This is a genomic window from Corynebacterium sp. Marseille-P8863, assembly GCF_946902955.1.
GTDB classification, from domain to species: Bacteria; Actinomycetota; Actinomycetes; order Mycobacteriales; family Mycobacteriaceae; genus Corynebacterium; species Corynebacterium gottingense.
Genome location: NZ_CAMPQC010000008.1, coordinates 18,427 through 36,392, shown reverse-complemented (window position 1 = coordinate 36,392; position 17,966 = coordinate 18,427). Strand labels below are relative to the sequence as shown.

The 17,966-nt window shown below is 65.4% G+C and carries 17 protein-coding genes; 5 read left to right on the top strand and 12 right to left on the bottom strand.

Annotated features, from left to right (window positions below; genetic code table 11):
- Positions 1 to 7: 7 nt before the first annotated feature.
- From atpA to rho, 11 genes are all read right to left on the bottom strand, one after another.
- On the bottom strand, positions 8 to 1,672 hold the full coding sequence (atpA, locus tag OVO38_RS07305; RefSeq protein WP_095276014.1) for a F0F1 ATP synthase subunit alpha: 1,665 nt from the start codon (positions 1,670 to 1,672) through the stop codon (positions 8 to 10).
- Between the two features lie 10 nt (positions 1,673 to 1,682).
- Entirely contained in the window at positions 1,683 to 2,516 is an 834-nt protein-coding gene (locus OVO38_RS07300; RefSeq protein WP_095276012.1) for a F0F1 ATP synthase subunit delta, read from the bottom strand.
- A gap of 5 nt (positions 2,517 to 2,521) precedes the next feature.
- Positions 2,522 to 3,094, bottom strand: a complete 573-nt coding sequence (locus tag OVO38_RS07295; protein WP_095536947.1) for a F0F1 ATP synthase subunit B — start codon at positions 3,092 to 3,094, stop codon at positions 2,522 to 2,524.
- A 54-nt stretch (positions 3,095 to 3,148) separates the two neighbouring features.
- Positions 3,149 to 3,394 carry an ATP synthase F0 subunit C gene (locus OVO38_RS07290; protein WP_095276007.1) on the bottom strand — a complete coding sequence of 82 codons (246 nt, stop codon included), beginning with the start codon at positions 3,392 to 3,394 and terminating at the stop codon, positions 3,149 to 3,151.
- Positions 3,395 to 3,495: 101 nt separating this feature from the next.
- Positions 3,496 to 4,290 carry a F0F1 ATP synthase subunit A gene (gene atpB / locus OVO38_RS07285; protein ID WP_095276005.1) on the bottom strand — a complete coding sequence of 265 codons (795 nt, stop codon included), beginning with the start codon at positions 4,288 to 4,290 and terminating at the stop codon, positions 3,496 to 3,498.
- A gap of 440 nt (positions 4,291 to 4,730) precedes the next feature.
- A complete protein-coding gene (locus OVO38_RS07280) occupies positions 4,731 to 5,198 on the bottom strand; it encodes a hypothetical protein (protein WP_369825011.1) in 468 nt (155 codons plus the stop codon).
- Positions 5,199 to 5,206: 8 nt separating this feature from the next.
- A complete protein-coding gene (locus tag OVO38_RS07275) occupies positions 5,207 to 6,409 on the bottom strand; it encodes a glycosyltransferase family 4 protein (protein WP_095553092.1) in 1,203 nt (400 codons plus the stop codon).
- The gene (locus OVO38_RS07270) at positions 6,410 to 7,069 is read right to left on the bottom strand and encodes an L-threonylcarbamoyladenylate synthase (protein WP_095275998.1); all 660 of its coding nucleotides are present in this window, start codon (positions 7,067 to 7,069) and stop codon (positions 6,410 to 6,412) included.
- Positions 7,070 to 7,093: 24 nt separating this feature from the next.
- Positions 7,094 to 7,924 (bottom strand): peptide chain release factor N(5)-glutamine methyltransferase, encoded by an 831-nt coding sequence (gene prmC, locus OVO38_RS07265; protein WP_267208107.1) that lies wholly within the window; start codon positions 7,922 to 7,924, stop codon positions 7,094 to 7,096.
- A 10-nt stretch (positions 7,925 to 7,934) separates the two neighbouring features.
- A complete protein-coding gene (gene prfA, locus OVO38_RS07260) occupies positions 7,935 to 9,008 on the bottom strand; it encodes a peptide chain release factor 1 (protein ID WP_095553094.1) in 1,074 nt (357 codons plus the stop codon).
- Complete coding sequence (rho, locus tag OVO38_RS07255; protein ID WP_267208106.1) at positions 9,008 to 10,840, bottom strand: transcription termination factor Rho; 1,833 nt, start codon at positions 10,838 to 10,840, stop codon at positions 9,008 to 9,010. The genes prfA and rho overlap by 1 nt, the downstream gene beginning before the upstream one ends.
- Positions 10,841 to 11,233: 393 nt before the next feature.
- On the opposite strand from rho, the gene OVO38_RS07250 reads away from it, so the two are divergent.
- The 5 genes from OVO38_RS07250 to mobA all read left to right on the top strand — a co-directional run bounded on the left by OVO38_RS07250 (position 11,234) and on the right by mobA (position 16,485).
- Entirely contained in the window at positions 11,234 to 13,003 is a 1,770-nt protein-coding gene (locus OVO38_RS07250; protein ID WP_267208104.1) for a long-chain fatty-acid--CoA ligase, read from the top strand.
- Between the two features lie 78 nt (positions 13,004 to 13,081).
- Positions 13,082 to 14,110 (top strand): GTP 3',8-cyclase MoaA, encoded by a 1,029-nt coding sequence (moaA, locus tag OVO38_RS07245; protein WP_239216123.1) that lies wholly within the window; start codon positions 13,082 to 13,084, stop codon positions 14,108 to 14,110.
- 3 nt (positions 14,111 to 14,113) lie between these two features.
- Positions 14,114 to 15,376: a molybdopterin molybdotransferase MoeA gene (locus OVO38_RS07240; protein WP_095548250.1), complete on the top strand. Its 1,263-nt coding sequence runs from the start codon at positions 14,114 to 14,116 to the stop codon at positions 15,374 to 15,376.
- An 8-nt stretch (positions 15,377 to 15,384) separates the two neighbouring features.
- Positions 15,385 to 15,882, top strand: a complete 498-nt coding sequence (gene moaC / locus OVO38_RS07235; protein WP_095536955.1) for a cyclic pyranopterin monophosphate synthase MoaC — start codon at positions 15,385 to 15,387, stop codon at positions 15,880 to 15,882.
- Positions 15,883 to 15,885: 3 nt separating this feature from the next.
- Positions 15,886 to 16,485, top strand: coding sequence for a molybdenum cofactor guanylyltransferase (gene mobA, locus OVO38_RS07230; RefSeq protein ID WP_267208103.1), 600 nt, complete (start codon positions 15,886 to 15,888; stop codon positions 16,483 to 16,485).
- Here mobA and OVO38_RS07225 read toward each other — a convergent pair.
- A complete protein-coding gene (locus OVO38_RS07225) occupies positions 16,449 to 17,735 on the bottom strand; it encodes an HNH endonuclease signature motif containing protein (RefSeq protein WP_267208102.1) in 1,287 nt (428 codons plus the stop codon). The genes mobA and OVO38_RS07225 overlap by 37 nt on opposite strands.
- Between the last annotated feature and the right edge of the window lie 231 nt (positions 17,736 to 17,966).

Below are 17,966 nucleotides of genomic sequence, written 5' to 3'. Positions count from 1 at the left end.
GCAGAACCTAGGAGCGGCTGACGTTGAGCTTGTTCTTGGACACTTCGCCGGCGTCCAGGGCCTGCGCCTCCGGCTCGCGCACGACGCGCTCGCCCGAGGAAGCCTGGAAGGTGCGAGCGAACTCTTCGTTGACGCGCTTGATGGCGTCCTTCGAAGCGTCGTCAAGCTGCTTGCCGCCCTCGATCTGGCTAAAGACCTCGGGTGCGGAGGACTGGATGGCCTCCTGCAGCTCGGACTCGTAACGGCGGACATCCTCGACGGGAACGACGTCGAAGAGGCCCTCGTTCGCTGCCCAGATGGACACGATCTGGTACTCAACCGGTTGCGGTGCGTTCTCGGACTGCTTCAGCAACTCGACCAGACGCTGACCGCGCTCAAGCTGTTTCTTGGAAGCAGCGTCGAGGTCGGAAGCGAAAGCCGCGAACGCCTCAAGGTCACGGTATGCGGCGAGGTCCAGACGCAGGTTACCTGCGACCTTCTTCATGCCCTTGGTCTGCGCAGCGCCACCGACACGGGAGACAGAGATACCCACGTCGATAGCCGGGCGCACGCCCTGGTTGAACAGGTCGGACTGAAGGAAGACCTGGCCGTCCGTAATGGAAATGACGTTGGTCGGAATGAACGCGCCCACGTCGTTTGCCTTGGTCTCGATGATCGGCAGTGCGGTCAGGGAGCCAGCGCCGAGCTCGTCGTTCAGCTTCGCTGCACGCTCCAGGAGACGGGAGTGCAGGTAGAAGACGTCGCCCGGGTATGCCTCGCGGCCCGGCGGGCGGCGCAGCAGCAGCGAGATCGCACGGTAGGCCTCGGCCTGCTTGGTCAGATCATCGTAGATGACCAGGACGTGCTTGCCCTGGTACATCCAGTGCTGGCCGAGTGCAGCGCCGGAGAACGGTGCCAGCCACTTGAAGCCTGCGGAGTCGGACGCCGGAGCCGCCACGATGGTGGTGTACTCCAGCGCACCGTGATCCTCCAGGGTCTTGCGCACACCAGCGATGGTGGAGCCCTTCTGGCCCACAGCCACGTAGATGCAGCGCACCTGCTTCGACGGGTCACCGGTCTCCCAGAAAGCCTTCTGGTTGAGGATGGTGTCGATGCAGACCGCGGTCTTACCGGTCTTGCGGTCACCAATGATGAGCTGACGCTGGCCGCGGCCGATCGGGGTCATGGCGTCAATCGCCTTCATGCCCGTCTGCAGCGGCTCCTCGACCGGCTGGCGGTCGAGAACGCCTGCGGCCTGGAGCTCCAGGGCGCGCTCTTCTTTGGACTCAATCGGGCCAAGGCCGTCAATCGGCTGACCCAGGGGGTTGATTACTCGGCCAAGGAAGTCTTCCCCAACGGGGATGGACAGGACTTCGCCCGTCCGCTTGACTTCGTCGCCTTCGGTCAGGGACTCAAAGTTACCCAGCACCACGACACCGATGGAATCGGTCTCGAGGTTCTGTGCGACGCCAATGACGCCGTTCGGGAACTCGAGCAGCTCGTTCGTCATGCACCCTGGCAGCCCGGAAACCTGGGCAATACCATCTGCAGCCGAAGTCACCACGCCGACCTCCTCACGGGAGGCCTCCGCGGAGTAGCTCGAGGTGTAGTTCGCTATCGCGCTACGGATCTCATCGGAGGAGATCGTCAGCTCCGCCATGTTCTTCCTGCTCTCGGTAGTTTGTTCCAGCATTATCTTCGTTCTAAAGGGCCGCGTTGGCAGCGACGTCGGTGCGCAGGCGCGTGAGCTTGCCACGCGTCGAACCATCAATCACTTCGTCACCAACGCGGATAACCACACCACCGAGGAGGCTGGGGTCAACCTCGGAGTGGATGGCCATCTCGCGGCCGTAAATCTTCTCAAGCTTCTGCGCCAGGACGCCGCGCTGGGAGTCGGACAACTCCTCCGCGGTGGCGACACGTGCCACGGTCTTGCCACGCATACCGGCAAACTCGGAGGACAGCTCCACCAAGTCATCTACCGGGTTGTGGCGCGGGCGACCGATGACCTGCAAAGCCAAAGCCTCGGTGAACATCGTCACCTTGCCGTAAATCACGTTTGCCAGCAATCCTCGCTTTTTCTCGGAGGCCGCCGTGCGGTCGGACAACAGCTGGGTCAGATCCTTTTCGCGCTCCAGCACGTTGGCGAGCTGGTACAGCTCAGTTTCAACCTGCTCGAGCTTGCCGTCTTTCTCGGCACCGCGCGCGATTGCGCGGCGGCCGAGGTTGACCAGCCCGGTGCGGAACTCGCGGGGCGTGGACCACTCCTGCTCGGCTGCTGCCAGCAGGACCTCAAGCGTCGGATCTGCGACCTTGGCGCTGAACACGTCGCGCATAATGCCGGTGCGCTGGGAGCTCTCCACCGAGTTATCAGCAACGGCGATGCGCAGTGCGCGCTCGCCGTCGAGCTGGTTCACGATGAGGAAGAGCTCAGCACCGACGTTCATCGCCACGGCGACGGCATTGTCGGAATTCTGGATCAGCTGATCAAGCTTCTCCGAGACCTTTGCTTGTGCTTCGCGACTCGCTGCCTTCATCTCGCCTACTTTCTCGTCGAGACGTTGTCGAGCTCAGAGAGGAAGGAGTCGATCGTGTTCGAGCGGCGGGTGGAGTCCGACAGCTCGGTGCCAAGCAGACGCTCGGCGAGGTTGATCGAGTTCTGGCCCAAATCGTTGCGCAGCTCTGCGACGACCTGCTCACGGGATGCCAGAAGCTGCTTCTCTCCAGCTTCCACAATGCGCTTGGACTCTGCCTCCGCGCGCTCGCGGGACTCCGCCTCGATCTCCTTACCCTTGGTGCGGGCAGCTTCGCGGATCGCGGCGGCCTCGGCGCGTGCCTCAGCAAGCTCAGCATTGTTCTTTTCCAGGGCAGCCGATGCTTCAGCCTGGGCAGCCTGAGCGCGCTCAATGCCACCCTTGATTTGGTCTTCGCGCTCCGCCAGCACTTCCCGGAACTTCGGAAGCACGTACTTCCAGAAGAGGAGGAAGATGATGATGAAGACGACAAGCGACCAAACCACGTCGTACGGGGCAGGCAGAAGCACGGAGGGCTCCGAAGTCATCGGAATCTCCTCGGTCCCTTCTGCCGCCACGAGAAATTCGTTGACGTTAGTCATTGGTTGCTCCTGTTCTAGAAATGAAATCTGTTCGCTAGGTGGTGCGAGCTTTTCTTAGAACAGGAAGCCGGCAACGAGGCCGATGAGGGCAAGGGCCTCAACGAAGGCGATACCCAGGAACATGGTGGTACGCAGCTGACCAGCCATCTCGGGCTGGCGAGCCATGCCCTCAACGGTCTTGCCAACCAGCATGCCGATACCGATGCCGGGGCCGATGGTGGCGATGCCGTAGCCGATGGACTGGAGGCCGTCGAACGCGGTGACAGACTCGTTTGCCTGGGCGAGGATGATGTCGTTCATGTGAAAGTCGTTCCCTTTCTAGGTGCTCCCCCGCTCCTAGTGCGGGAGGGCGAGTGACAATGTGGAGGGGTTATTCAGTTTGACCGGTTGGTCGCGCTTTGTTAGTGCGCATCCGCATGCAGCGATAGTTCGATGTACACCGCCGTCAGCAGGGCAAAAATGTATGCCTGCAGGAAAATAACGATGAGCTCGTAGAGCGTGAACAGAATCGCAGCAATGATGGTCAGGCCACTGAATGCGGTCCACCCGTTGAGCTGCCAGAAGAAGAAGTTCGTAGCAGAGTACAGCAGGACCAAAATGATGTGGCCGGCCAGGAAGTTCGCCATCAGACGAATTGCCAGGGTGACCGGACGCAGGATGAAGGTTGAGAAGATCTCAATCGGCACCACGAGGAAGTGGAGGAAGAAAGGCAGTCCAGGAATGACGGTGGAGTGCTTGAAAAACGCCACACCGTAGCGCTGGACGCCCGCGTAGATCATCGCGATGTAGGCAACAACCGCCAGCACGGCCGGCATGCCGATACGTGCGTTAGGTGAGATGTTGAGGAACGGAATGATCGTCGCGGCATTCATGAACAGCACGGTGAAGAAGATGGTGGCAATGACCGGCAGGAACCGGTTTCCATCCTTCTTCCCCAACGTATCTTCTGCAATGTTGACGCGGACGAAGTCCACGCCCATCTCTGCGAAGTTTTGCAGCCCCTTAGGAACCAGCTTCGGCTTCCTAAAGGCAATAACAAAGAGGACCACAAGGATTGCCGCGACAAGAAGTCGGACAAGCATAATGCGGTCGAGCGCGAACCATCCATTGGCAAAGTCTTCACCAATGAACTGGTCGTACGTGTGCCCCGGGAAAATTTCTGGACCAAGTTCGGGTGCGTGGAATGAACCCTTCATGGCCAAAGTTGTAACGCTCAGCGTTCTCTCCCGTTCTCGGGCCGCATCCTCAAAGAATGCGGTGCGATGGACGTCTTCATCAAGGCTGTCTCCCGCGGCGGACTCCGTCGCACATCTGCTTCCGCGGGGACAGGGGAGTCTCTTCAGGCAGCGAGACCCAGCGGCGCTGGGCAGTCCCCTGCCTCAAGTAAGCCCAGCGGATACTTTAACAGGTCGTCATGAGTTTCCTGGACTTTGGGGGGACTCGGACACTATGCACCCTCAACCTGGGAAGTTTGCGCCCAACTTTGACTCAACAGCCTGCAGATTTGCCCTCCTGTAACATCAGTCACACACACGCGAAAAGGGGTGGAATTTTCCCCTTCTTTGGCCAAGGCGTGGGCCTGGCTACCCCCGGTTGCGCACCTCCGGGGGCAGGCCGGATCGGGGATAGCTCGGGGCTAGCTCAGGTACGACGTCCTCGTCGTAATAACGCCCCACGCCTCGGCGGCCAGCGCGACGACGAGCGCCGCGAGCGTGGTGACACCGAACGCCGTCGAATCATAAAAGTTGAAGTTACGCAACCAGACGAAGAGTAAAATCAAGACCACCATCTTGACCAGCCACCCGCCGAGGACGACCGCCATCGTGGTGCTGGGCGAGGATTCGGAGGTCACCAGGACGGTGACCGCGGTAGCCAGCACGAACCCACCGCCAATGGCCACGCCCAAGAGCACGGCCCAGATCCCGGGGAGATCGCGCGTGGCGCCCCATGCCATCAGGCTGATCAACGTGAGCGCGACGAGCGCTCCCCCGGCAACCTTGAGGGCTCGGATGATTGGCCGACGCTGGTCCGTGTATTCGGAAGCGTCGCGGACGTTAAGGTCGCGGGGCTGGGATTCCGGATTCGGGCTGGAAGTAGTCACGATGGGTAAGTTTACCTACGCGCGTGCTCGATCTCCCCGCGCCCTCTCCCCTCGCCGGACCCCAGCGGGGCCTCGACCGGTTTCGGCCCAATCTTTCCGGCCATCAACGGGACGAGAGTGAGCAGAAAGGCGCCGAGCAAGAGTACAGCGGTGAACACCGCTGCCACCCGCACCGGGACGATCGAGAAGCTCACCGCGCCAAACGCCACTGCGGCCACCCAAAAGTACAGCACAAGCACGGTGCGTCGGTGCGTATGACCCAAGCGCAACAGCCTGTGGTGGATGTGCCCGGCGTCCGCAGCAAAGGGGCTTTGCCCCCTCGCGGTGCGTCGAATCACCGCCCAAACCAGGTCCACCACCGGAAGCGCAATCGCAGCAGCGACCACGATGATCGGACTGATCAACGCCACCAGGTCTGCGGTCCCGTACAGCGACATGTTGATTTTGCCCGACGCCGAGATCGACGCCGCAGCCAGCAACAATCCGATCAGCATCGCGCCCGAGTCGCCCATAAAGATGCGCGCCGGCTCAAAGTTGTGCGGAAGGAAACCCGCGCAGATACCCACGAGGGCCGCGCAGATGATCGCAGGCGGATACGCGGACACGGCGCCGCCCTGCTCGTGCAGGACGGTGAGCGAAAACACCAGGATCGCTGCGCCGGCGATGACGCCGATCCCCGCGGCGAGCCCGTCGATGCCGTCAACGAAGTTCACGGCGTTGACCAGCAGCACCGTAAACACGGCAGCGATCACCATCCCCTGCATCTGGTCCAGAATCAGCGTGGTGCCCTCACCGAAGGGCACGTAGAACACGGTGAACGCGATGCCCATCAGGCACATAATGATGGCGGCCAAGAACTGCCCCAGCAGCTTCGTCATCGCGCCGAGCTCGTAGAGGTCGTCCACGATACCCACGATGACGATCGCAAACGCGCCCGCCAGCACCGCCGTCATCTCCGGGGTGATCGGCGCAAACCCGCGGGTCAGCGCGGGAAGCTGCTGTGCGAGGAACACGGCGCAAACGAAGCCGGTGAACATAGCAAGCCCGCCCACGGACGGCGTCGGCTGCGTGTGCACGTCTCGTTTGCGGACCTCCGCGACACGCCCGGTGCGCACGAGCAATGAGCGCACCGGGCCGGTGGCTAGGTACGTGATTGCGGCGGCTACGAGCAGGACGAGGCCGAGCTCGCGCAGCGGGACGCCAGCTCCCGTCATCTACTTCCTCCGCAAGCTCTCCGGGTCAAGGTTCAGGACTTCACCGAGCCGCTCGGCGCTGATCGCTGCCTCGCGCAAGATCTGCGGGTGGCGGCCGGAAATGTCGATGATCGTGGAAGGCTCTCCCACCTGCGCGTCGCCACCGTCGAGGTACACGCCGATCGCGTCGCCAAACTGCTGCTTCGCGTTCGCTGCGTTGAGCGCCGGCGGATTACCAGAGATGTTGGCGGACGACACCGCCATCGGCCCCGTCCGCTGAAGCAGCTCCAGCGCGAGCGGCTGGTTGGGCATGCGCAGCAGCACGGTGCCGCGCGTATCGCCCAGGTTCCACGGCAGGCTCGGCGCCTCCGGGACGACGATGGAGAGCCCGCCCGGCCAAAAGGCCTCGACCAGCGTCTTCGCCGTGTCGGAGAACTCCCGCACAAGCCCCTGAATGGTGGTCCAGGAACCGACGAGCACCGGCACCGGCATGTCCGGCCCGCGGCGCTTGGTGGCCAGGAGGCTCGCCACGGCGTCGTTATTAAAGGCGTCAGCGCCGATCCCGTAGACCGTGTCCGTGGGCAGCACGACGCAGCGACCCGCCTGCACCTGTTCGACCGCAGCGGTCAGCCCCGCCTCGCGCCCGCTCGGCTCGAGGCAGTTGTAGATCATGCTCCCCATATCGCTCCTTCGGTTCCGTTTCGGCTACAGCTTACTCGCGCACACAAACCGGTTCCGCCCGGCCAGGTCGCGCAGTACCGTCGGCGGACCGAAGCCGCCGCAAGCCTCAATCACGGAGCAGGTGCTTGTCGACGTCACGTCATCATGCTCCACGCCCAACCATCCCCCGGGACGCAGCAGGCGCTGGGCCACCGGCACGAGCCCGCGGATCGCGTCCATGCCGTCGGCGCCGGAGAAGACGGCCTCGGGCGGATCGCGGTATACTTCCGGCTCGAGGTCCGGGGTGTCCGGGACGTACGGCGGGTTGGCCACCACGAGATCCACCGCGCCGTCGAGGTCGCGGAGGAGCTGGGGGTCGGTCATGGAGGCGTCGACAAGCGTGATGCGCACCCCGTGCGAGGCGGCGTTGCGCGCCGCGTACTCACGCGCGGTGGCGGAGAGCTCGACGGCGTACACGCGCGCTTCGGGGATATGGCTGGCAACGTAGATAGCCAGCGCCCCCGAGCCGGTGCCCATGTCCACCACGGTGGGTGCCGGCGTGCCGGCGAGGGTGCACACGGCCCAATCGGCCAGGACTTCCGTCTCCGGGCGCGGGATGAACACGCCCGGGCCGACGGCGAGGTCGAGCGGCCCGAAGGGGGCCGTGCCCGTGATGTGCTGGAGCGGCTCGCGCTGCGCACGACGCTTAACGACGCCAGCGAAACGCTCAGCAAACGTCTCGTCCACCTCCGCAAACGTCACCGCCATCGGGCTCATGCCCAGCACGTGGGCGGCGAGCAGGCGGGCGTCGACGTCCGGGGTGGGGACGCCGGCGTCGGCGAGGATCGAGGTGGCGTCGAGAAGCTGCTCCCGCATTGCGGCGCGCCTACTCGGCTTCAAGTCGCTCCTGGCGCTCGTGGGTCTGCAGCGCGGTGATCAGGTCCTCCATGTTGCCGTCGAGGACCGAATCCAGGTTGTTCGCCTTGAAGTTGATGCGGTGATCCGAGATGCGGTTCTCCGGCCAGTTGTAGGTGCGGATGCGCTCCGAGCGGTCCATCGTGCGGACCTGGGAGGCGCGGCCTTCGGCCTCGGCGGCCTCGGCCTTCTCGCGCTCCAGCTGGTCCAAGCGGGCCTGCAGGACCTGCATCGCGCGGGCGCGGTTCTGGATCTGGGAGCGCTCGTTCTGGCAGGTCACCACGATGTTGGTGGGCAGGTGCGTGATGCGCACCGCGGAGTCCGTGGTGTTCACGCCCTGGCCACCCTTACCGGAGGAGCGGTAGACGTCGACGCGGATGTCCTTCTCGTCGATGTGGACGGACTCGACCTCGTCGGCCTCCGGGAAGACGTAGACGCCTGCCGCGGAGGTCTGGATGCGGCCCTGGGACTCGGTGACGGGCACGCGCTGCACGCGGTGGACGCCGCCCTCGAACTTCAGCTTGGACCAGGCGCCGTCGCGCGACGGGTTCTTCGCCTTGACGGACACCGTCATGTCCTTGATGCCGCCGAGGTCGGTCTCCGCGGCGTCGAGGACGTCCCACTTCAGGCCGTTCTTCTCGCAGTATTTCTGGTACATGCGCGCCAGGTCGCCCGCGAACAGGGCGGCCTCTTCGCCGCCCGCACCGGCTTTGAGCTCCATGATGACGTCGTCGCCATCGTGCTCGTCTCGCGGGGCGAGGAGGTCTGCGAGCTCCTCCTCCAGGCGGACGATCTCGCCCTCGAGGCGCTCCGCCTCCTCCGCGAACTCCTTGTCCTCGCTAGCCATCTCGGCTGCCGCCTCGTGGTCGTCCTTGGCCTGCTGGAGCGCGTCGTTCGCTTTGATGATCGGCTGCAACTCGGCGTAGCGCTTGGACAGCTTGCGGAACAGGTTCTGGTCCGAGGTCACCTCCGGGTCACTCATCTGGGCCTGGATGCCCTGGTACTCGGAGACGTAGTCGTCTACAAGTGAGACTTCATTCGCCATTACTTGTACTCCTCTTCGTCTTTGTCCGCGACCATGGGAGCGGAGTTGGCCACGCCCATGAGGAACTCGCCGTTCGACTTCGTCTTCTTCAGCTGCTTAATCAGCATATCGATGGACTGCTGCGGATCCAGCGCCGAAAGGATGCGGCGCAGCTTGTGCATAATGCGCGTCTCCTCCGGGCTCATGAGCAGATCGTCCTTGCGCGTACCGGACGGGTTGACGTCCACCGCTGGGAACACGCGGCGCTCCGCGATCTTCCGGTCCAGCTTGAGCTCCGCGTTACCGGTGCCCTTGAACTCCTCGAAGATGACGGTGTCGCCGGCGGAACCGGTCTCCACCATGGCGGTCGCGATGATGGTCAACGAGCCGCCCTCCTCGATGTTTCGGGCTGCACCCAGGAAGCGCTTCGGCGGGTATAGGGCGTTGGAGTCCACACCACCGGAAAGGATGCGGCCCGACGCCGGCGACGAGTTGTTGTACGCGCGGCCCAGGCGGGTGATGGAGTCGAGCAGCACGACGACGTCCTGCCCCATCTCCACCAGACGCTTCGCACGCTCGATCGCGAGCTCCGCGACGGCAGTGTGCTCTGACGGCGGACGATCGAAGGTCGACGCGATGACCTCGCCCTTCACGCTGCGCTGCATGTCCGTGACCTCTTCCGGGCGCTCGTCGACGAGAACGACCATGAGGTAGCACTCCGGGTTGTTGGTGGCGATCGCATTGGCGATGTTCTGCAGGATCGTCGTCTTACCAGCCTTCGGCGGGGAGACGATCAGCGCGCGCTGCCCCTTACCAATCGGCATGACCAGGTCGATCACGCGGGTGGTGAGGATCTTCGGCTCGGTCTCCAGGCGGAGGCGCTTGTTCGGGTACAGCGGGGTGAGCTTGTGGAACTCGGCGCGCTGCTTCGCCTCCTCCGTGGTCATCCCGTTGACGGAGTCGACGCGGACGAGCTGGTTGTAGCGCTGGCGGTTGCGGCCGTTGCCGTGGGAGTGGCTTTGCCCGTTCTGGCGAACCTGGCCGATTACGGCGTCGCCCGCGCGCAGGCCGTTCTGGCGCACCAGCTTCTGGTTCACGTACACGTCGGCGCTGTTCTTGCGGTAACCGGTGGTGCGGACAAACGCGGCGTTGTTGTCCACGATGTCCACGATGCCGGCAACTTCCTGCAGCTCCTCCGGGTCGAACTGCTGGTTGTTGTCGTTCTGATTGTGCTGGTTGTCGCGGTTGTCCCGGTTTCGGTTCCGGTTGCGGCGGTTCCGGCGGCCGCGGCGTCCGCCGCCGCCCTGGTTGCCGTCGTCGTTGTTGTTGTTCCGGCCGCCGCGATTGTTGTGCTTGCCGCCGCGACCGTTGTTGTCGTTGTTGTTGTCACGGTTGTCGCGATTGTCGTGATCGTTGTTGTCACGCTTCTCATCGCGCTTGTCGTCGCGATTATTGTTGTCGTCCTGGTCCTGGCGTGCGCGGTTGCGGCGCGCCCGACGCGCGGCCGAGCGCGATTCGTACTTCTGCCCCTCGTTCTCAGCCTGCTCGCCCTGCTGCGGCTGTTCCGCTTGCGTGTCCTGCGCTGCGTGCTCACCGTCCGCGGGACCAGCGGAGCGTCGAGAAGCGCGGCGGTGATGCCCTTCGTTGGTGTGTTCCTCGGCTGCTGCCTCGGCCGCCGCGGCGCGTGCCTTGCGCGGAACCTCCCCGGTCACAATCGCCTGGATCAGGTCGCCCTTCCGCAAACCGGAGACGCCCTTCAGGCCCTTTTCCGCCGCCATCTTGCGCAGCTCGGGGATCTTGAGTGCGGAAAGATCGGCGTTGCCGCCTGCTGCCGCGTTACCCGTGTCGGTCACGAATGTCCTTTCGTCGCTTGACCAATTGTGGTGTCCCCCGCCAAGGAGCCGGCGGGCGCTCCGGAAGCGATCGCGTTTCCGTGCGCAATATGTGGGACGTTCATCGCCTAAACCGGCGTGTCAATCTCTATGCGGCACTTGCTCGCCGCGAGTGTTCCCCTCAAAGGCCTCGAGGTCGTGGTGGCCAAGGCATCACTGGCCTCGCACCATTCGTGCGCCGCCTGCGTGCGCGACGCGACGAGTGCGGAGGGTTGGTGGGAACTACCTGGAACCCCGACTGCGCGTCAAGCGCCCAGGCACTATGTCGAACCCGCGAACAGTGTAACGCATAGCGCAACACGTGTACTTCCTGCCCTTGTTTTCCGGCGAGTCGGACTGGCTAGACTAGACCGCATGCTTTCAACGATGCAGGAAGTGCCGTTCTCAGTCGCGCAGATTTTGCACTACGGGCAGCACACCCACGGGTCCACCAAGTGCACGACCTGGCGCGCAACCGGCGCAGAGGAATGCACGTTTGCGGACATTGGCGCGCGCGCCGGGGCGTTCGCCAACGCACTGCACGATGACCTGGGGATCGACGGCGACCAGCGCGTGGCCACCTTCATGTACAACTGCGCCGAGCACCTCGAGGTGATGTTCGCCGTCGCCGCGAAGGGCGCGGTCTTCACGCCGCTGAATATCCAGCTCATGGAGGACCAGATCGCCTACATTGTCAACCACTCCGAGGCGAAAGTCGTGGTCGCCGACCCGCGCCTCGCGCCCAAGCTCGGCCGCCTGCTCGCACACTGCCCGCTGGTAGAGACGGTCGTGTTCACCGGCCTCTACCCCGTCACGGAACCCTCGGAGGAGATGCCGGACGGGGTTCGCACGGCGAGCTATGAGCAGCTTCTCGACGGCCGCAGCACCGTCTTCCCCTGGCCCACCCTCCCCGAAAACACGGCCGCCGCCCTGGTGTACTCCACCGCGACGACCGGCGCGCCGAAGGGCGTGGCGTACTCGCACCGCTCGCTGTGGCTCGAGGCGACGAGCCTGCGCGCCATGGACTCGCTCGCCGTGACCCACGGCGAATCTTTCCTCTGCTGCATCCCCATCTACCACGTGCTGAGCTGGGGTGTGCCCTTCGCCGCATTCCTCGCCGGCGCGCCCCTGGTCCTGCCCGACTCGGACATGTCCGCGCCGACGCTGGCCAAGCTCATCGCCACCACGCACCCGCGCGTCGCCCACGGCGTGCCGACACTCTGGATCCAGCTGATGGTCCACTACCTGCACAATCCCCCGGAGCGCATGAGCCTGCAGGAGCTCTACGTCGGCGGCTCCCCCGCCCCGCCGGCGCTGATCAAGATGTGGGAGGAGCGCTACGGCGTCGACGTCGTCCACGTGTGGGGCATGACCGAGACGTCCACGGTTGGCACGGTTGCGCGCCCGCCGTCGGGCGCGTCCGGCGAAGCTCGCTGGGCGTACCGCATCTCCCAGGGCCGGTTCTCGCCGTCACTGGAGTACCGGGTAGTCAACGACGGCCAGATCATGGCCTCGACGGACCTGACCCAGGGCGAGATCCAGGTCCGCGGCAACCTCGTGGCCAAGGGCTACTACCACTCCCCGACCCAGGAGCCCGGAGAAATCGCCTCCGAGTTCCGCGGGGAGCAGATTACCGACGCCCGCAAGCACTTCACCGCCGACGGCTGGCTCCGCACCGGTGACGTTGGCACCGTGACCAACGACGGGTTCATGACGCTCTACGACCGCGCCCGCGACGTCATCCGCTCCGGCGGCGAGTGGATTTATTCCGCACAGGTGGAAAATCTCATCATGGAGTCCGACGTCGTCGTCGAGTGTGCCGTCATCGGCATCCCCGACAAGAAGTGGGGCGAGCGCCCGCTCGCGGTGACGAAGCTGCTCAAAGGCATCGAGGCGTCCCCCGCCACCGCCGAGCGACTGCGCGCCGGGCTGGAATCGGTGCTACCCAAGTGGATGACGCCGGAGTACTGGACGTTTGTGGATTCCATCGACAAAACCTCCGTGGGAAAGTTTGACAAGAAGGACCTGCGCAAGCACCTCGCTCGCGACGAGTTCGACATCATTGCGCTGCCCGGCCCCGGCAACCGGTCGCACGGCAACCCGTCGACAGCGGAGGTGGAGGCCGCGCACGAAGAGGAGGGTTAGGCGAGTGTCGAGAATAATGCCCCCTCAAATCGTGCTTATTCCGTTCGACGTGGCCTACCCCCTATAGTTATGGGCACTATGGCCACACTTCGTACGCTGGATGATCAATACGGTCGCACCGCCCGCGACTTGCGCGTGAGTCTGACCGATCGCTGCAACCTGCGCTGCACGTACTGCATGCCGGCAGACGGCCTCGAGTGGATGCCCACCGAGCAAGCGCTCACGGACGAGGAAACCATCCGCCTCATCCGTCTCGCCGTCGAGTCGCTGGGCATCCGCCAGGTCCGCTTCACCGGTGGCGAGCCGCTCCTGCGCAAGTCGCTCGAGCAGATTGTCGCCGCGACGAAGCGCATGCGTATCGACGCCACGCCCACCCCTCCCACCACCGCCCTCACCACCAACGCGCTCGGCCTGGCGCGCCGCGCCTCCGCGCTCGCCGATGCGGGGCTGGACCGCATCAACGTGTCCCTAGACACCACGAGCCCGGACCTGTTCACGCGCCTGACGCGCCGCGACCGCATCCACGACGTTTTCGCGGGCATCGACGCCGCCCTCGCCGCCGGCCTGACCCCCGTCAAGGTCAACGCGGTGGTCATGCCGGGGGTGAACGAGGACGGGATCCTCGACCTCGTCGACTTCGCCCTGGACAAGGGACTCCAGCTGCGCTTCATCGAGCAGATGCCACTGGGGCCGCGGGAAAACTGGCGACGCAGCGACATGGTGACGGCCACCGACATCCTCGCCCGGGTCGAGGAACGCTACGCGCTCTCGCCCGCCGAATCACCGCGCGGCTCGGCACCCGCCGCCCTGTGGAACATCACGGACGGCACCCGCTCGGGCACCCTGGGGGTCATCGCATCGGTGACGCACCCGTTCTGTGGTGCCTGCGACCGCACGCGCCTCACCACAGATGGCGCGGTCCGCTCCTGCCTATTCTCTTCAACCGCGGACGAGGTGTCGCTGCGCGACCTCATGCGCGCAGGAGCCTCGGACGACGAACTTGCCGACGCCTGGGCCCAGGCCATGTGGCTGAAGAAGCCAGGTCACGGCATTGACGACGAAGGCTTCCTCCAGCCCGAACGCCTCATGAGCGAGATCGGCGGCTAACCCATGCGCGCCCACCACCCCGGAGAAGGCCAGGGCACACGGCCGAGCGTTACCGAACACCTCGAACGCGTGCTCTCGCTCGCCCACCCGCGCGTCGAACGCGACGTCCCGCTCGACGCCGCAGCCGGCCTCGTGCTCGCCTCCGATGTCAGCGCAGCACTCGCCGTTCCCCCGTTCGACAACTCCGCCGTCGACGGGTTCGCCGTCCACGCGACAGACCTCCCCGCCCCCGGCCCGTGGACGCTCCCGGTCGCGGGCGACGTCCCCGCCGGCTCGCCCGCACTCGCCTGCCCCGCGGGCCACGCCATCCGGGTCATGACGGGCGCCCCCGTCGACGGAGCCGACTCCGACCTGATTGTCGTCCCGGTCGAGCAGACCAGCATCCCCCGCGGCCCGCACCCGCTCCCGCAGCACGTGACCATCAACGAAGCCGACACCTCGCGCAGCCACATCCGGCGCGCCGGCGAGAACGTCCGCCCCGGCACGCGGATAGCCAGCCGCGGCACGCTTTGCGACGCCCCCACGCTCGCCGCGTGCGTCTCCACCGGCATTCGCACCGTCGACGTCTTCGCGGCGCCTCGCATCGCCGTCGTGTCCACGGGGAGCGAACTCGTGCCCTGGCCCGGCGCGGTCAGCGGCCCGCAGATCCCCGACTCGAACCTGCCAATGCTCGCAGAACTGGCCGCCGCAGCGACCGGGCACCGCGGGACCGTCCAGCGCTTCCACGCCAACGACGCCGCCACCGACGCCGCGGACCTCCTTGCCCGCGCCGCCGCATCCTCAGACCTGGTCATTACTTCCGGCGGCGTCAGCGCCGGAGCGTTCGATGTGGTCCGCGCGGTGGCGGAGGACGAGGCGAGCGGGTCGATGTGGTTCGGCCACGTTGCGCAACGCCCCGGCAGCCCACAGGGGGCCGGCACGTTCCGCGGCACCCCAATGGTGTGCGTGCCGGGCAATCCGGTTGCCGCCTACGTCTCGTTCGTCCTGTACGCCGCGCCGTTGATTGCAGCCCACGCCGGTCGCACTGACCGACTGCGTCTCGCCGAGCGTCCGCGGGTTGTGACCGAGCGTGCACCCGGGTTCCCGTCGACATCGAGGCCGGACACGACGTTCGCGGTTCCCGTCCGGCTGCGGTACGACGGCGACCGGGCGGTGGCGGAGCCGTTTTCGGCGGCGACGAGCTCGAGTTTCGTGGCATCGTTGGCGGGTGTGGACGGGCTCGCTGTCGTCGATAAGCACTCTGGCCCAGTACACGTATATCTCTAAGGAGCATGATGGAATTCACCCACTTGAACGGCGCTGGCGAGGCCTACATGGTCGACGTCACGGAGAAGCGGCCGACCGTGCGCACGGCGACGGCGCAGGGCGAGGTCGCGTGCTCGCCCGAGGTGATGGCAGCGCTGGCGAACGGAACCGTGCCGAAGGGCGACGTGCTCGCGGTGGCGCGCGTCGCCGGGATCGCCGCTGCGAAGCGCGTGCCAGAGTTGCTGCCGCTGGCGCACACGATTGGCGTGCACGGCTGCGCGGTCGAGATTGCGCTGCGCGAGGACCACGTGTTTATCCAGGCGACGGTGCGCACTGCCGACCGTACCGGCGTGGAGATGGAGGCGCTCACAGCGGTGAACGTCGCCGCGCTGTCGATCGTAGACATGGTGAAGGGCGTGGACCGGTCCGCATACATCCGCCGCTGCGGCATCACGGCGAAGTCGGGTGGGCGCTCCGGTGACTGGTCGCGCGAACTGCCCACGCTGCGCGAGCAGCCGGAGGCGTAGCGCGTGCCGCTCGGCGTCATCGTCCTCGCTGGCGGCAGGTCCACGCGCATGGGCGCGGAGAAGGCGCAGGTCAAACTCGACGGCCAGCGGCTGGTCGACCACGTCATCGCCTCGTTGCCGGACGATGCGGACGTCGTGGTGGTGTCCCCATTCCCGCTGGGACTGCGCGGCGTCAGCCAGGTCGCAGAGGACCCGCCGTTCGGCGGCCCCGTCGCGGGGATTGCCGCGGGTCTGGGCGCGCTCGAAACCGACCTCGTCGGCGTGATCGCCGTGGACGCTCCCCGGTCCGGCGCGCTGCTGCCCTGCCTGGTGCGCACCCTCACCGACAAGGAGACCGACGTCGCTGCAGTCGAAGCCGAAGACAGCTACCTGCAGCCGTTGTGCGCCGTCTGGCACCGCGCAGCGCTGCTCCGGGCGCTCGAGCGCGCGGGGGCAAGCGGTGTCGCCGCAAAGCGGCTTTTCGACGCCCCCACGCAGGTGGCGCGCGTACCTGGCGACGGCCGCGAGCAGGACTACGACACCCCAGAGGACCTGGGCGCCCTCGGTGAGGTCGAACTCGGCCCCACTCATGCGTCCAACCAATCGTCGAAGCATTCGCCGTAATCTGGCAGCTCCGCCATGACGCGGGCATCGTCGTCGCGCAGCGGGGTGCGCCGGTCCCCCGAGACCCACCGCGCGCCGTCGGGACCGACGAAGTGGATGTCGTCGCCCTGTCGCAGAATTCGTATTTCCCCGTCGGAGACCATGGAGTGGCACGAACTGCACAGCGGGAGGAGGTTGTCCAGGTCGGTCAGCCCGCCGTTGGCCCAGTCGTCGATGTGGTGCGCCTCGATGAAGTGCTCATGCGTGCATCCGGGCATGGCACATTGACTTCCCCACATCGCGGAGAGCGCCTGCATCTGGGTTTTGCTGGCCAGCCTGCGCTTTCTCCCGTAATTGATGATCAGCCCGTGGGTGTCGGCGAGCACGCCGCGCGCCTCTGCGTTCGCCGCGATGTTTGCCAGCCTGAACGCCGGCACCGAAGTGTTGTTGGGCAAATATCCCCGCCCCTGGGTGTCCATCATGATGGTCACCTGCGCTGCCGGGGCGAGCTTGGTCGACCTGGCCATCCCCGAGCGGACCAGCTGCACCATCCCCATCAGCGACGCGAGCAGCAGCCGCTGCGGAGGCAGACCCGTCCCCGATTTCAACAGGTCAGCCTGCGCGGCGTCCGGGAGGTCGGCGACCTTGTCCAGCGCCGCGTCCAGCTTGGCGTGGTCCAGCATGCCGTCCGCGTCCAGGTAGTCGCGCATGTCGCTCATCCCGGCGTGGTACGCCAGCGCCCCTGCCTTCAGCGCCGCTTTGAACTGCGCTCCGTCGACAGCGCTCATCGTGCCCCAGATTCGAGTCTTCTCCCCATCCTCCCTCAGCTGCAGTCCATTGGCGGAGTGCGTGGATCCGCCCGAATCGTTCTCCATGCTGCCCGCCAGCGCCTGCTTGAGCCCGTGGTAACCCAGCTCAACCGCCTGCTCAACAAGCACCGCCTCGTTGTCCGGCGTGATGTACTTCAGGACAAGCCTGACCGTCGAATAATCAAGCTCCCCACCAGCAAACGCCTCACGAAGCAGCTCGTATGGGCGCAGCTTGCGGGCAACATCAGCGTATTCGTAGGCGCGGGACTTCTTCATCCTGCAATAACGGATGAGCCACGCCGCGGTGCTGCGGCACCCGGTTTCGCCGGCGTAGTCTGCCTCATCAAACTGCCCTATCGCATCCAGCACCGCAGCGTGGCTCTGGCTCAGCGCGTGGCTCGCTTTCACTATCTCCGCCGAGAGCGCTTTGAGGCTCTTCGGCCGCTCCAAGGTGGTAGTCACTGTCCTGTCTCCGAATCATCGATCTCATGTTTGTGCGAACACTAACACCCCCACCGAACACGGAGTCAGAACATTTCGAACATAGCAGGTAAAGGCGCATACTCCGGCCGAACATTCTCCCCTTCAGACCCGCCACATTTACGCACACACATGCATTCGGTTTTCCGCCTGTGCGGAAAAACCGGCCCATCGCACCGCGCCGTTGCGCCCACCCCTGCGTGGTAGATTCTC